The sequence below is a fragment of the Streptomyces sp. NPDC037126 genome, from assembly GCF_055605965.1.
In genome coordinates this window covers 64178-77220 of sequence record NZ_JBVJTD010000009.1, presented here as the reverse complement: position 1 = coordinate 77220, position 13043 = coordinate 64178, and the positions used below count along the sequence as shown (strand labels likewise).

Here is a 13043-nt window from a genome sequence, read left to right as displayed (position 1 = left end):
ACCCTCACCGGAAGGTCCCGATGCGACGCCTCGCCCTGGTCACCCTCGTCGTCGACGACTACGACGAGGCCATCCGCTTCTACACCGAGGCCCTCGGCTTCCGCCTGGCCGAGGACGCCCCGCGCCCCGACGGCTCCCGCTGGGTCGTCGTGGAGCCGGGCGCGGAAGGTCAGGACGCCGGCGGTACCGGACTGCTGCTCGCCCGCGCGAAGGACGAGGCGCAGCGGGCCCGCGTCGGCGACCAGACCGGCGGCCGCGTCGGGTTCTTCCTGCACACCGACGACTTCGCCCGCGACCACGCGCGCATGACCGCCGCCGGCGTGACCTTCCTCGAGGAGCCGCGGCACGAGCCGTACGGCACCGTCGCCGTCTTCGAGGACCTCCACGGCAACCGCTGGGACCTGCTCCAGCCCGCCGACTGACGCTTCCCCCGCTGCTTCGAACCGCCCGCCCAAGGAAAGACCCACCATGACTGCTACGCGCGTAGACGCCGACGTGATCCGCCGCCTGCCCAAGGCCGTCCTGCACGACCACCTCGACGGCGGCCTGCGCCCCGCCACCGTCGTGGAACTCGCGGCCGCGGTCGGCCACACCCTGCCGACCACCGACCCCGACGAGCTGGCCGCCTGGTACTTCGAGGCCGCCAACTCCGGCGACCTGGTCCGCTACATAGCCACCTTCGAGCACACCCTCGCCGTCATGCAGACCCGCGAGGGCCTGCTGCGCACCGCCGAGGAGTACGTCCTCGACCTCGCCGCCGACGGTGTCGTCTACGCCGAGGTGCGCTACGCCCCCGAGCTGAACACCAACGGCGGCCTCACCCTGAGCGAGGTCGTGGAGACCGTGCAGGAGGGTCTGGCCGCCGGTATGGCCAAGGCGGCCGCCGCCGGCACCCCGGTCCGCGTCGGCACCCTGCTGTGCGGCATGCGGATGTTCGACCGCGTCCGCGAGGCCGCCGACCTCGCCGTCGCCTACCGCGACGCCGGTGTCGTCGGCTTCGACATCGCCGGCGCCGAGGACGGCTTCCCGCCCGCCGACCACCTGGCCGCGTTCGAGCACCTGCGCCACGAGAGCGTGCCGTTCACCATCCACGCCGGCGAGGCGCACGGCCTGCCCAGCATCCACCAGGCCCTCCAGGTGTGCGGCGCCCAGCGCATCGGCCACGGTGTGCGCCTGACGGAGGACATCGTCGACGGCAAGCTCGGCCGGCTCGCCTCCTGGGTGCGCGACCGCCGCATCGCCCTGGAGATGTGCCCCACCTCCAACCTGCAGACCGGGTGCGCCACCTCCATCGCCGAGCACCCCATCACGGCACTGAAGGACCTCGGCTTCCGGGTCACCCTCAACACCGACAACCGTCTGGTGTCGGGTACGACGATGACCCGTGAGATGTCGCTGCTGGTCGAGGAGGCCGGCTGGACCGTCGAGGACCTGCGCACGGTCACGGTGAACGCCCTCAAGAGCGCGTTCATCCCGTTCGACGAGCGCAATGCCCTGATCGAGGACGTCGTGCTGCCGGGTTACGCGGCCGCGCTCTGAACCAGCCCCCTGAGGTAGGCGGCCTGTCCGACGTGCTGAAGGTCGTCGGACAGGACGCTCACCAGGCGCGTGCCCAGGGTGACCGGCGGATCCCAGCGCTCGTCCACGACGCGTTCGAGGTCCTTGGCGGCCAGCGAGCGCAGGGCGCCGAGCGTCTGCTCGTGCACGGCGTCGTAGTACCCGGTCAGCAGGTCGGCCGACTCCACCCGCACCTTGGCGACCTTGGCGGGGGAGTGGCCGTAGCCGGTGTCGTGCCGGGGCAGGTCGAGGCCGAAGCGCTTGTCCCAGTCCTGGGAGAGCCAGACCTGGTCGAGGTCGAAGGCCTCGGCGACGTGGTCGTCCTGCACCCGGGTGAGGTGCCAGACCAGCCAGGCGACGGAGTTGGCGTCGGGGACCGGACGGTGGTGCAGCTCGTCCGGTCCGAGGCCGTCGAGGGTGGCACGGACTTCTTCGTGGATGCGGCCGAAGCCGTCGATGAGGATGTCCTTGGCATGCATACCGTCCACCTTCGCAAATCACCGGCGCTCACGCGTCCGGAATCCAGCTCCCGTGGAAACCGAGCGGGACCCGCCCCGGCAGGTGCACCCGGGCCACCGGCTCCCCGCTGAAGTCCTGCGCCGCGAGGATCAGCAGGTCGGCGGCCCCCCGGTCCGGGTCGTGGACGTACGCGAGCGTGTACCCGTCGTCCTCGTCGGCCCGATGGCCCTCCTGGTCCCGGGGCACGAACACCGCCTCGCCGGCCGCCGCCCCCGCGGGCAGCCGGTGCACCTGGGCCGTGCCGCGCGACAGGTCGTGCTTGATGAGCGCGTTGGAGAAGGCGCGGTCGGGCGGCGTGGCGTCCGGTGGCAGATACGCGAGCGTCATGTCCGCCGCCGCGGCGGCGTAGCCGTACCGGTGCCTGCGGGACACCAGCGCCTCGTTCACCCGCGGGAACTCCTGGGGCCGGTCGTCCAGGACCCGCTGCCGCACCTGACCGCACCGCAGGTCGATCGTCCAGCGCTCGAGCCTGGCCGTGCCCACCGCGCGCGGGCCGTCCGTCCCCGGCCCGGCGACCTGGAACGGCGCCGGATAGGTGGTCAGGTCCACGACCACGCGATCGCCCTCGTCGTAGGCGTTGAGCGTGTGGGAGTAGAAGACCGGCTCGATCCCGAACCAGCGCGCCGGGCCGCCGGCACGCGCCATGACGCCCACCCGCGTGGGGTGCTCGCGGTTCCAGACGTACGGCACCGGGGCGCCCCGCCCGGCGGCCCCGGGATCGAAGGTGACCGGGAGGTCGAAGACGACCACGTGCCGCCCGGTGAGCGCGAAGTCGTGCATCATCGGCGCGTCCGCGACCGGGATCCGCGTGGTGCGCGCGACCCGCCCCGCCGGGTCCACGACGAGGTGCCGCACGTGGTCCCACGCCGGGTAGTAGGCGATCGCGTGCAACTCCCCGGCGTGCACGTCGAACTTGGTGTGCGCGGTGAACGCGCCCTCCAGCGTCCCGCCGAAGTCGTACGTGCCCACGGTGCCCAGTTCGCCGTCCAGCTCGTACGGCAGCGGACCGCTCTCCTGGAGGGCGAGGATCCGGCCCCGGTACGGGATCACATGCGTGTTGCACGGGAAGTCGTCGGGCGGGACGGTGCCCCGGTACGGCTCGGCGAGCTTCCCCGCGACCTGCGAGGAGCGCACCCAGCGGTTGCGGTACCACTCCGCCCTGCCGTCGCGCAGCCGCACCCCGTGCACCATGCCGTCGCCGAGCATCCAGTGGTGTGCGCGGGGGTCCTCCAGGCCCAGGACGTTGGGGCCGTTGCGCAGGAAGCGGCCGTTCAGCGAGCGCGGGACGCGGCCGGTGACCGGCAGGTCGAAGGCCGTCAGCTCCTCGGTGACCGGCGCGAACGCCCCTTCCAGGAAGAGGAAGCGACCGTCCGTCCCCCGCGCCGCCGTCGCCCGGGGTGCCAAGGGGCCGGCTAGCGCCCCCGCCGCCGCGAGTCCGGCCGCTCCGCGCAGCACCGTCCGCCGTGTGTGTCCCGCCATCTGCCTTGCTCCTGACCGTCATTGGGGTCACCGACGGTCATGAGTCTGCGGCGGCGGGCGCCCGGAGTCAGGAGGCCTGGGTCCACTCCCGGGGTGGTGCCAGGTCCCCTGTTTCGAGCAGGGTCACGAGCGCGCGGGCGGCGGGACTGGTGGCCCGCTCCGGCGGCAGCAGGGCCACGGTCTCGTACTCCGCCTCGCCCGTGCCCCTCGTCGGCAGTGCCGCGAGCGAGGGCCGCTTGTGCCGGAAGTGGCGGGGTACGACCGCGATCCCCAGGTTCTCGTCCACCAGGTCCAGCAGACTGTGCACGTCGTTGACCTCCAGCGCGACCGTGCGGCGGACGCCGGCCGCGGCGAACGCGGCGTCGGTGGCGCGGCGCGGCCCCCAGTCCGGGTGGAAGTCGACGAAGACCTCCCCGGCGAGGTCGTGCGGCGTGAGGAGATCCGCGGCGGCGAGACGGTGGCTGGGATGGCACAGCACGGTCATCGGCTCACTGGTCAGGGACACCGAGCGCAACTGGTCCGTGTCCGCCTGGGTGCGGTAGGCGAACGCCAGGTCGAGCCGCCCGGCGGCGACCTCCTCGGCCAGCGCGCCCGAGCCCGCCTGCCGCAGCCGGATCTCCACGTCCGGGTGCCGGCCCCGGAAGGCCGCCAGCAGCCGGGCCACGTGCACACCGGCGATGCACTGCTCGGTGCCCAGGGCCAGCGTGCCGCGCAGCACCCCCTGCACCGCGGCCACCGCCTCGTGCGCCGAGCGCACCTGCGCGAGGATCCGCTCGGCCTCCACCAGCAGCGCCCGCCCCGCCTCGGTGAGCGTCACCCGGCGCGTGGTGCGCACGAACAACGGCGCCCGCAGCTCCCGCTCCAGCGCCCTGATGGACGCGGACAGGCCCGACTGGGACACCATCAGGCGTTCGGCGGCCCGGGTGAAGTGCTGGTCCTCGGCGACCGCGACGAAGTGCTGGAGATGACGCAATTCCATGATTGAGAAGCCTAGCCGCACAATTCCATCGGATTCTCCTGTTGGACCGCTGCACGGGCCCGGGGAAGAGTGGAACCGGTAGATCCTGTGCCCACCCCTCTGGAGTCGCGTTGTACACCGCACATTCCGACCGCTACGCCGACATGCCCTACCGGCGCACCGGACGCAGCGGACTGAAACTCCCCGCGCTGTCGCTCGGCCTGTGGCACAACTTCGGCCCCGCCCGGCCCGTGGAGACCCAGCGCGCGATCCTGCGCCGCGCCTTCGACCTCGGCATCACGCACTTCGACCTGGCCAACAACTACGGCCCGCCGCCCGGCGCCGCCGAGTCCGCGCTCGGCGAGGCACTCAGGGCGGACCTCGCGCCGTACCGCGACGAGCTGGTCGTCTCCACCAAGGCCGGCTACCTGATGTGGCCCGGCCCGTACGGCGAATGGGGCTCGCGCAAGTACGTGCTGTCCTCGCTGGACCAGAGCCTCGCCCGTATGGGCCTGGACTACGTCGACGTCTTCTACTCGCACCGCCACGACCCGGACACTCCGATGGAGGAGACGATGGGCGCCCTGCACACGGCGGTGCAGCAGGGCAAGGCGCTCTACGTCGGCGTCTCCAACTACTCGGCCGAGCAGACCCGCGAGGCCGCCCGCATCCTCGCCGACCTCGGCACCCCGCTCCTCATCCACCAGCCGCGCTACTCGATGCTCGACCGGCGCCCCGAGGACGAAGGCCTGCTCGACGCCCTGGACGAGCTCCAGGTCGGCTCCATCGTCTACTCCCCGCTGGAGCAGGGCCTGCTGACCGGCCGCTACCTCGACGGCATCCCGGAGGACTCGCGCGCCGCGAGCGACAGCCCCTTCCTGAACTCCGACGCGGTCACCGGGGACCTGGTCGCCCGGCTGCGCGCCCTCGACGAGATCGCCGGCTCCCGCGGCCAGAGCCTGGCCCAGCTGGCCCTCGCCTGGGTGCTCCGCGGCGGCCGCGTCACCTCCGCCCTCGTCGGCGCCAGCAGCCCCCGCCAGCTGGAGGACAGCGTCGGCGCGATCCGCAACCTGGACTTCGACGAGGAGGAACTGAGCCGCATCGACGCGATCGTGAAGGGCTGAGGTTCTCCGGCGGGTGAGCTGAACGCCGGGTGCGCGGGGCAGCTTGTGGACCCACCGCCGGCGTGAACGGCCGTCGCGGTCAGGCGGTGAGCCGCTCGCTCAGCTCCCACAGCCTGGCCGCCGCCTCCGGGTCGGCGGCGTACGGGAGGACGCCCGGCGCCGACTCGTCGGCCTTCCAGGACGCCTCGTCCTCCACCAGGGGGGCTGACGTCGGTGTTATCGCGGCAGACCCCGTCCGGCGAGCCTCCGCGGTGGCGCACCACACGCTGGCGGCCGCGCCCTGCCGGACCGTCTTCAGCCGGCGGGCGGGTTCCCGCACCGGGCGCCCCTCGGCGCCGAGGCTGCGACCTCGGCCCGGACGGCGGCGACCTGCTGCGCCGGGCCCTGCCCGGGCTCATCCACCTGCGCGCCGGCGCGGCCGAGGCGCCGGTGTTGCGCCGGCTCACCGGGCGGCATCGAGGAGGCGGCCCGCGGCCGCGCCGGTTCCGCCTTCACCCGCGACCACCTGGCCCAGCTGATGTCCGTCCAGGTGCTGCGGGCCTGTCTCGACGATGCCGACGGGCTGCCGCCCGGCTGGCTGCGGGCGCCGGCGGACGAACGCCTCGCCCCCGCCCGCCGCTACCCGGAGTCGCTCGGGAACCGAGCCGCTTCTCGACGCGCACGCTCACCCGAGCGCGGTGCCCCGTACCGGATCGGTCGCCGCTACGGGGCACCGCGCACGGCGGACGCCGTCAGGCGCCCGCCGGCACCCGGTCCAGGAACCCCAGCACCTGCCGGATCCGGCCCTCGGCGTCCAGCGTGACCACGTCGAACCCGGCCACCGGCGCCGAGCCGTCGGCCTCGTTCACCAGCTCCCAGCCGAAGCGGGCGGTGTCGTGGTGCCCGTCCACCGTGCCGAGCGGGCGGAAGACGAACCCGGGGAACTGTTCGTGCGCCGCCGCGATCACGGCGGCGACGCCGTCGTGCCCGCGGACGTCGGCGAGCGGGTCGGTGTAGCCGCCGTCAGCGGTCCACGCGGCGGCGACCGCCTTCTTCAGGGCCTCCGGCTCGGTGGCGTTCCAGGCCTCGAAGTAACGGGCGGCGGCGGTCTCGTAGCGGTCGGTGTTCACGGACATGGCGAATCAGCCTCCATCGAGGTCGTCTGTGCTGGTCGGTCCCGGATCCGGGGTCCGCCCGATCCGGTGTGACCACCATGCCGGAGGTGCGCGCGGCGGGTCGATTACCTCCGAGGTCATGCCCGGCGGCCGCCCCACCCCGGCGCATTCCGGCCAGAAAGGGTCATGAATATGCCAAGAGACTGGCCGGAAAGTCATGGTGACAGTGTTTCGGGAGTGTCGATACTCGAAGGTCAGGGGCACTTCACCGCACAGGAGCCGCACGGAGAGCGAGGACCGGCCGGCACACCGGCGAAGCGACGGGGGAGTGAGACGTGCACGACGAGTTCCTGTGCCATGTCACGGCATACGGCATGTGCGACGGCCGGCGCATCGGCGTCCCACTGGGCACCTACCGCGCGCCCACGCTGGCGCTCGCCCTGTGGTGGCTGCGCGACCGCGCGTCCTGGATCGCCGAGCGGCTCGACCCGAGCCCGGACGAGGGCGCCTTCCCGGCCGGGGCGCTGGTGCCGGTCGCGGACACGGTGGCCGACGTCCCCACCCTGCTGCGCGCGTGGTGCGCCGACGACGGCCGCCAGGAGCGGGTCGCGGAGGAGCTGGCGGGCGGGCGGCTGGTGCGCATCGCCGCCAGCGACGACACCACCGAGTACGAGCTGCTCGCCGAGTCCGTCGACGCGCTCCGCATGCAGCGCACCCTCCCCGCGCTCGTCATGCCTGTCGCCTGACACGTGTCCGCCGACCGTGGCGCACCGCGGACGGGTGGGCGCGCATGCGGGCGCCCGCGGCCCGGACCGGGAAGGGACCCCTACGGCCGGGTCCGTGGCGCGCCGACCTCGCCCCGGTGGCGCACGGGACGGGCCAGCAGGCCGCCGAGGAAGCCGGTGACCAGACCCCACAGCGCGCCCAGGCCGACCGCCCCCCACAACCGCGGCCGGAGCAGCACCTCTCCGGCCAGACCGCCGCCCAGGTCGCCGATGCCCAGCAGGGACAGTCCGTAGTGCGCCGAGATCCGGCCCACGAGACAGATCATCAGCACCGTCAGGGCCAGCGCGACCGCCAGGTGCACGGCGTGCCGCCACAGGCGGGTCCGGGCCGGTGAGCGCACCGCCGCCCGGAAGGCCACGGCGAGCAGCAGGACCGCGGCGACCACCAGCAGCCACCACATCCGGGCGTCGTGGTCGGTCAGCGAGCCGAGGTTCAGCTCGGAGACGTCCGGGGTGCGCAGGACCAGGTCCAGGATGTGCGGCATCGGCAGGCCGAACGGACCGTCCACCCGCCCGTTCCAGGTCGCCCCCATGCCGATGGTCAGGGCCGGCCACACCAGGTTGGGCAGGCCGAGCAGGATGAGCGCGAAGGTCGTCGCGGCGTGGCCGCGGGTCGCCGCGGTGACCAGTGCGGTGACCAGGCCGATGACGACGTAGGCCAGCAGCAGCTCCACCATCGCGTGGGCCGCCGGGCGCACCGACTCCTGCCATGGCAGCAGCCGCCCGGGCAGCGGGGCGCCGCGCGCGACCAGCAGCGCGAGGAGCAGCACCCCGGCCAGCCACAGCAGCCCGAACAGCACGGTCAGCGGCACGTCCGTGGTGAACCCGACCCGCGGTGCCACGTCGAACAGACCGGTCAGATCGCTGAGGATGCCGCTGCCCACGTCGACGGCGAAGGTCTGCCGGGCGGTCAGACCCAGCCCGACCAGGACGAGCACCCACAGCACGGCGATCCGGGCGGCCCAGCCGGCCAGCTCCAGGGCCGAGGCGACCGCCCGGTGCCGCAGGGGACGCAGAAAGCCCGCGCCGATCAGCAGGGCACCGGCGAGCGTGACCGAAAGGGGCATCACGGTGATGGCCGCCTCGGTCTTCGCGAGCGCGCCCGCGTTCCCGGCCAGCTCCACGCTGCCGCCGACCGCCGAGACCACGGTCGCGACCACCACCCTGGGGAACGCGCCGTCCGGCAGGTTCGCCGCCCCTGCGGCCCACAGCCCCAGCGCGGCCACCAGCACCATCACCGCCACCCCGGAAAGTACCGTGGCCACGGCCTGGACCCAGCCGTGCCGGGCGACGGGCCGCGCGGATACGGTCGGAGGGCTCACACCTGCCACGCTAGGCAGCGACCGGGCGCGCCGCCCGCCGGGTGGGCCGTCCGCGTGGGCCTGTGGACCCGCGGCCCCCGGCCGGGCGCTATAAAGGTGGCCCGAGCGCAAAGGGGACCTCAGTGAATCGGCGACGACCGACGTCCGGCCGCGGCATCCGCCCAGCGGCTCGCCGACGGGGCGGGCGGGTGCCACCGAAACCGTCCGCGGACGTGAGCCTCGCCACTGTGCGCGCTGGGCGAACGGTCGGGTGGACTGTCGGGCGCCGCTGTGGGTACGAGGACTCGTGCAAAGACGACCGACCGGACCGGGCATCCGGGCTTCCGAGAGAGACAGCATGACCGAGTACCTGGGCGGGGCAGTGATACCGACTGGTTTCGACGTACCCGTTGAGCCGCTGCGACGTGCGGCGCACTACACCGGCGAACCCGGATGCATCGCGGAGGCGCGCGCCTTCGCGGGTCAGTTCCTGGACCAGTTGCGGACCGAGTGGTGCGCCGCCCCGGACCGTAGCGCCGACGGGGAACTGCTGCTGCTCGTCAGCGAGCTGGTCACCAACGCCGACCGGCACAGCAACGGGCCGTACATCCTGGAACTGGAGGGCACGGACTCCGCCGTCACGGTGTCCGTCTACGACAGCAGCGCCGCCCTGCCCCGCCGCTTCCCGAAGGATCCGCAGCGCGTCGGACGGCACGGCCTGGAGATCGTGCACGCTCTGGCCGCCGAGGTCACCGTGGAGCGGGTTCCCGTCGGCAAGCGCGTGCGCGCCCGTTTCGAGCTCCGCCGCTGAGCGCCCGGGCGCCGGGTGCGGGGCACCCAGCGCCGGGGCGCACCGGACTCAGGCGCAGCCGAGTTCGCCGAGCATGCCCTGGCGCAGCCGCGTGATGATCCGCTTGATCAGCCGCGAGACGTGCATCTGGGAGCAGCCGAGCCGTTCCCCGATCTCCGCCTGGGTGGCCTCCTCGACGAACCGCAGGTGGATGATCTCCCGGTCGCGGTCGCTCAGCTCCGCCATCAGCGGGGCCAGCGCGTGGAAGTCCTCGACGAGCCGCAGCCCCTCCTCCTCCACGCCGATGAAGTCGGCGAGCACCGCCTCGCCGTCCTCGGGGCCGTCACCGGTGAGCGCGGCGTCCAGGGAGGAGGAGTTGTAGCCGTTGGAGGCGAGCTGGGCCTCGACCACCTGGTCCTCGGGGATGTTCATCAGGGTGGCCAGTTCGGCGACCGTCGGATCACGGTCGAGCCGGCTGGACAGCTCCTCGCGCGCCTTGGCCAGCTCCACCCGCAGCTCCTGCAGCCGCCGCGGGACGTGCACCGCCCAGGTGGTGTCCCGGAAGAACCGCTTGATCTCACCCACGATGTACGGAAGGGCGAAGGAGGTGAACTCGACCTCGCGCGCCAGCTCGAACCGGTCGATCGCCTTGATCAGGCCGATCATGCCGGTCTGGACGATGTCCTCCATGTCGTCGCCGCGGCCACGGAAACGGCCGGCCGCGAACCGCACGAGGGACATGTTCATCTCAATGAGGGTGTTGCGCGCGTACTGGTACTCGTGCGTGCCCTCCTCCAGCTCGGTCAGCCGGCGGAAGAACTGGCGCGACAGCTCCCGCGCGTCACGCGGTGCCACGGACGAGGGGTCCGTGATGCCAGGCAGTGATCCCTCGCCCGTCCTGTCCTGCTCGGTCCTCTCGGCGACCTCTGCTTGCGACCGGATCCCGGCGGTTTTCATTACCTCTCCCACGAAAGTCACGGCTCGGCGAAAGCCTTCTCGGCTTTTCGTCCGACCCCTGCGATGTTGCGTTCTCTGCGGGTACCCGGAATGCGGTTCTTCATGCGTACGCGCAGAGGCATTCACCGAGCGGGTACCCCCGGTGACGCACCGCATGCACCCGCCGACCGGCAGTGGCGGGAAACCGCCAGTCGCCCTCCGGGCGCCGGGACCGTCATTTCCCTCAGGGCGCAACGCCGGGCCCTTGCCCCGCGCCGGGCGGCTCCTAGGCTGACCGGGGTGAGCAACCAGGTGAGCAACGAAGCCCGAGTGATCCCGCTGCGACCGGCCCCCGCCCGCCCCGAGCGGGCCGAGCCCGCGCCCCGAGAGCCCCTGTGGCGCGATCTCATCGGTGACGTGCTGCGCCGCGAGCGACAGGCGCAGGAGCGGACGCTCAAGGAGGTGGCCGACGCGGCCCGGATCTCGCTGCCCTACCTGTCCGAGGTCGAGCGCGGCCGCAAGGAGGCCTCCTCGGAGGTCCTCGCGGCCGCCGCGGGCGCCCTCGGCCTCGGGCTCGGCGATCTGCTGTCCCTCGCGCACGGCGAGCTGACCCGGCGGACGACGGCCGTACGAGGGACCGGCTCACCGCGGCGCCCCTACGACGGGCTCTGCCTGGCCGCCTGACCCGGCCGCCGGGTCACTTCTCCCGAAGCTGCCGGAAGAACGCCCGGACGTCCCCGGCCACCAGGTCCGGCTCCTCCATGGCCGCGAAGTGCCCGCCCCGGTCGAACTCCGTCCAGCGCACCAGGTGCTCGGTCCGCTCCGCCTTGTGACGCAGCGCGATCTGGGGCTCGGCCGGGAACAGGGCCAGCGCGGTCGGCGCCTTCGACGGCTCGGCCGGCCGGGCACCGCGGCCGGTGGCGTGCGCCCGCTCGTAGTAGATGCGGCCGGACGACGCCGCCGTGCCGGTCAGCCAGTACAGCATCACGTTGGTCAGCAGCCGGTCCCGGTCGACCGCCTCCTCCGGCAGCTCCCGGCAGTCGCTCCACTCCCGGAACTTCTCCACGATCCAGGCGAGCTGGCCGACGGGCGAGTCCGTCAGGGCGTACCCCAGGGTGTGCGGCCGGGTGGACTGCAGAACGGCGTACCCGGTGCCCTCACGCGACCAGTCCGACCATCCCCGCCACGACCGCAGCGCCCGCTCCCGGTCCGCGGGGCCGAGCCCTGCCAGCTCCTCCTCGGTGGGCTCGGTGGTCGCCTGGGCGCCCGGCAGCAGATTGAGGTGGACGCCGATCACCCGGTCCGGATGGGCGCGGCCCAGCTCGCGGGAGATCGCCGCGCCCCAGTCGCCGCCCTGGGCACCGAACCGCTCGTAGCCGAGCCGCCGCATCAGCTCCGCCCACGCGTCGGCCACCCGGCCGGCCTCCCAGCCCGGCTCGGTGGTCGGCCCGGACAGACCGAAGCCGGGGATGCTCGGCAGGACGACGTGGAAGGCGTCGGCCGCCTCGCCGCCGTGCGCCACCGGGTCGGTGAGCGGCCCGACCACGTCCAGGAACTCCACGATCGAGCCCGGCCAGCCGTGGGTCAGCACCAGCGGTGTGGCGTCCGGCTCCGGGGAGCGGAACATGGGCGAAGTGCACGTTCGCTCCGTCGACGATGGTGGTGAACTGCGGCCACCGGTTCAGCTCGGCCTCGGCCGCCCGCCAGTCGTACCGGTGCCGCCAGTACCCGGCCAGTTCCCGCAGATACCCGGCCGGGACTCCGTACTCCCAGCCGGCGCCGGGCAGCTCGGCCGGCCAGCGGGTGCGGTCCAGGCGCTCGTGCAGGTCGTCCAGTTCGCTCTGCGGGACGGACAGACGGAAGGGCGCGATGTTCTCGCCGGGCTCAGAGATCATGATCCGGATGCTATGCCGCGGCACCGCTCACCCGGCCGGATCATGGGGCGGCCTCGGCGATGAGTTTCGCGCACGGCACCGGTCCACACTGATGACCGCTACCGCGCTTCAGGAGGTGCCCATGACCACCGACGGATTCACCACGTGCCTGTGGTTCGACGGCCAGGCCGAGGAGGCCGCCGAGTTCTACGTGTCCGTCTTCAAGAACTCCAGCATCGGCCGCGTCAGCCGCTACAGCGACGCGGGGCCCGGTCAGACCGGTTCCGTGCTGACCGTCGAGTTCACCGCCAACGGCCACCGGTTCGTCGCGCTCAACGGCGGCCCGCAGTTCACGTTCAACGAGGCCGTCTCCTTCCAGATCCTCTGTGCCGACCAGGCGGAGATCGACCACTACTGGAACAAGCTCACCGAGAACGGCGGCGAGGGCGGCCCCTGCGGCTGGCTCAAGGACCGGTACGGCCTCTCCTGGCAGGTCGTCTACGACCGGCTCGCCGAGATGATCCACGACGCCGACCGGGCGAAGGTCGACCGCGCCACCGCGGCCATGATGGCCATGGGCAAGCTGGACGTGGCCGCGCTGGACCGGGCGTTCGACGGGGAGTAGG

At 73.0% G+C, this 13043-nt stretch carries 14 protein-coding genes and 1 pseudogene; 7 read left to right on the top strand and 8 right to left on the bottom strand.

Features of this window, described 5'->3' with window-relative positions; all coding sequences use genetic code 11:
- Positions 1-20: 20 nt before the first annotated feature.
- Positions 21-422, top strand: a complete 402-nt coding sequence (locus ACZ7FF_RS20945) for a VOC family protein (protein ID WP_470813740.1) — start codon at positions 21-23, stop codon at positions 420-422.
- Between the two features lie 46 nt (positions 423-468).
- Positions 469-1539, top strand: coding sequence for an adenosine deaminase (locus ACZ7FF_RS20940; protein WP_470813739.1), 1071 nt, complete (start codon positions 469-471; stop codon positions 1537-1539).
- Here ACZ7FF_RS20940 and ACZ7FF_RS20935 read toward each other — a convergent pair.
- The 3 genes from ACZ7FF_RS20935 to ACZ7FF_RS20925 form a co-directional block, all read right to left on the bottom strand.
- A complete protein-coding gene (locus tag ACZ7FF_RS20935; RefSeq protein ID WP_470813738.1) occupies positions 1521-2036 on the bottom strand; it encodes a mycothiol transferase in 516 nt (171 codons plus the stop codon). The genes ACZ7FF_RS20940 and ACZ7FF_RS20935 overlap by 19 nt on opposite strands.
- A gap of 28 nt (positions 2037-2064) precedes the next feature.
- Positions 2065-3555 carry a carotenoid oxygenase family protein gene (locus ACZ7FF_RS20930; RefSeq protein ID WP_470813737.1) on the bottom strand — a complete coding sequence of 497 codons (1491 nt, stop codon included), beginning with the start codon at positions 3553-3555 and terminating at the stop codon, positions 2065-2067.
- Between the two features lie 67 nt (positions 3556-3622).
- A complete protein-coding gene (locus tag ACZ7FF_RS20925) occupies positions 3623-4534 on the bottom strand; it encodes a LysR family transcriptional regulator (protein WP_470813736.1) in 912 nt (303 codons plus the stop codon).
- Between the two features lie 110 nt (positions 4535-4644).
- Here ACZ7FF_RS20925 and mgrA point away from each other — a divergent pair, with 110 nt between their 5' ends.
- Positions 4645-5637 carry an L-glyceraldehyde 3-phosphate reductase gene (gene mgrA, locus ACZ7FF_RS20920; protein WP_470813735.1) on the top strand — a complete coding sequence of 331 codons (993 nt, stop codon included), beginning with the start codon at positions 4645-4647 and terminating at the stop codon, positions 5635-5637.
- A gap of 79 nt (positions 5638-5716) precedes the next feature.
- Here the strand turns inward: mgrA and ACZ7FF_RS20915 are convergent, their stop codons facing one another.
- Together ACZ7FF_RS20915 and ACZ7FF_RS20910 are read right to left on the bottom strand one after the other, a co-directional pair.
- On the bottom strand, positions 5717-5956 hold the full coding sequence (locus ACZ7FF_RS20915) for a hypothetical protein (RefSeq protein WP_470813734.1): 240 nt from the start codon (positions 5954-5956) through the stop codon (positions 5717-5719).
- Between the two features lie 412 nt (positions 5957-6368).
- Positions 6369-6752: a nuclear transport factor 2 family protein gene (locus ACZ7FF_RS20910; RefSeq protein WP_470813733.1), complete on the bottom strand. Its 384-nt coding sequence runs from the start codon at positions 6750-6752 to the stop codon at positions 6369-6371.
- 314 nt (positions 6753-7066) lie between these two features.
- Between ACZ7FF_RS20910 and ACZ7FF_RS20905 the strand changes: the two genes are divergently transcribed.
- Positions 7067-7477 (top strand): hypothetical protein, encoded by a 411-nt coding sequence (locus tag ACZ7FF_RS20905; RefSeq protein ID WP_470813732.1) that lies wholly within the window; start codon positions 7067-7069, stop codon positions 7475-7477.
- 80 nt (positions 7478-7557) lie between these two features.
- Here the strand turns inward: ACZ7FF_RS20905 and ACZ7FF_RS20900 are convergent, their stop codons facing one another.
- Entirely contained in the window at positions 7558-8838 is a 1281-nt protein-coding gene (locus tag ACZ7FF_RS20900; RefSeq protein ID WP_470813731.1) for a streptophobe family protein, read from the bottom strand.
- 337 nt (positions 8839-9175) lie between these two features.
- Here ACZ7FF_RS20900 and ACZ7FF_RS20895 point away from each other — a divergent pair, with 337 nt between their 5' ends.
- Entirely contained in the window at positions 9176-9628 is a 453-nt protein-coding gene (locus ACZ7FF_RS20895) for an ATP-binding protein (RefSeq protein WP_470813730.1), read from the top strand.
- Between the two features lie 48 nt (positions 9629-9676).
- Here ACZ7FF_RS20895 and ACZ7FF_RS20890 read toward each other — a convergent pair whose 3' ends face one another.
- Positions 9677-10564 (bottom strand): RNA polymerase sigma factor SigF, encoded by an 888-nt coding sequence (locus ACZ7FF_RS20890; protein WP_470813729.1) that lies wholly within the window; start codon positions 10562-10564, stop codon positions 9677-9679.
- Positions 10565-10843: 279 nt separating this feature from the next.
- Here ACZ7FF_RS20890 and ACZ7FF_RS20885 point away from each other — a divergent pair, with 279 nt between their 5' ends.
- Positions 10844-11227 carry a helix-turn-helix domain-containing protein gene (locus tag ACZ7FF_RS20885; protein ID WP_470813728.1) on the top strand — a complete coding sequence of 128 codons (384 nt, stop codon included), beginning with the start codon at positions 10844-10846 and terminating at the stop codon, positions 11225-11227.
- A 13-nt stretch (positions 11228-11240) separates the two neighbouring features.
- Here ACZ7FF_RS20885 and ACZ7FF_RS20880 read toward each other — a convergent pair.
- Positions 11241-12438, bottom strand: a pseudogene (locus ACZ7FF_RS20880) (epoxide hydrolase family protein).
- 121 nt (positions 12439-12559) lie between these two features.
- Between ACZ7FF_RS20880 and ACZ7FF_RS20875 the strand changes: the two are divergent.
- Entirely contained in the window at positions 12560-13042 is a 483-nt protein-coding gene (locus ACZ7FF_RS20875) for a VOC family protein (protein ID WP_470813727.1), read from the top strand.
- Position 13043 lies beyond the last annotated feature (1 nt).

What these genes read in the sequence shown, in the direction of transcription:
- ACZ7FF_RS20945 (WP_470813740.1), top strand. Translation starts at nt 21, where the DNA reads ATGCGACGCCTCGCCCTGGTCACCCTCGTCGTCGACGACTACGACGAG.
- ACZ7FF_RS20940 (WP_470813739.1), top strand. Translation starts at nt 469, where the DNA reads ATGACTGCTACGCGCGTAGACGCCGACGTGATCCGCCGCCTGCCCAAG.
- ACZ7FF_RS20935 (WP_470813738.1), bottom strand. Translation starts at nt 2,036, where the DNA reads ATGCATGCCAAGGACATCCTCATCGACGGCTTCGGCCGCATCCACGAA.
- ACZ7FF_RS20930 (WP_470813737.1), bottom strand. Translation starts at nt 3,555, where the DNA reads ATGGCGGGACACACACGGCGGACGGTGCTGCGCGGAGCGGCCGGACTC.
- ACZ7FF_RS20925 (WP_470813736.1), bottom strand. Translation starts at nt 4,534, where the DNA reads ATGGAATTGCGTCATCTCCAGCACTTCGTCGCGGTCGCCGAGGACCAG.
- ACZ7FF_RS20910 (WP_470813733.1), bottom strand. Translation starts at nt 6,752, where the DNA reads ATGTCCGTGAACACCGACCGCTACGAGACCGCCGCCGCCCGTTACTTC.
- ACZ7FF_RS20895 (WP_470813730.1), top strand. Translation starts at nt 9,176, where the DNA reads ATGACCGAGTACCTGGGCGGGGCAGTGATACCGACTGGTTTCGACGTA.
- ACZ7FF_RS20890 (WP_470813729.1), bottom strand. Translation starts at nt 10,564, where the DNA reads ATGAAAACCGCCGGGATCCGGTCGCAAGCAGAGGTCGCCGAGAGGACC.
- ACZ7FF_RS20875 (WP_470813727.1), top strand. Translation starts at nt 12,560, where the DNA reads ATGACCACCGACGGATTCACCACGTGCCTGTGGTTCGACGGCCAGGCC.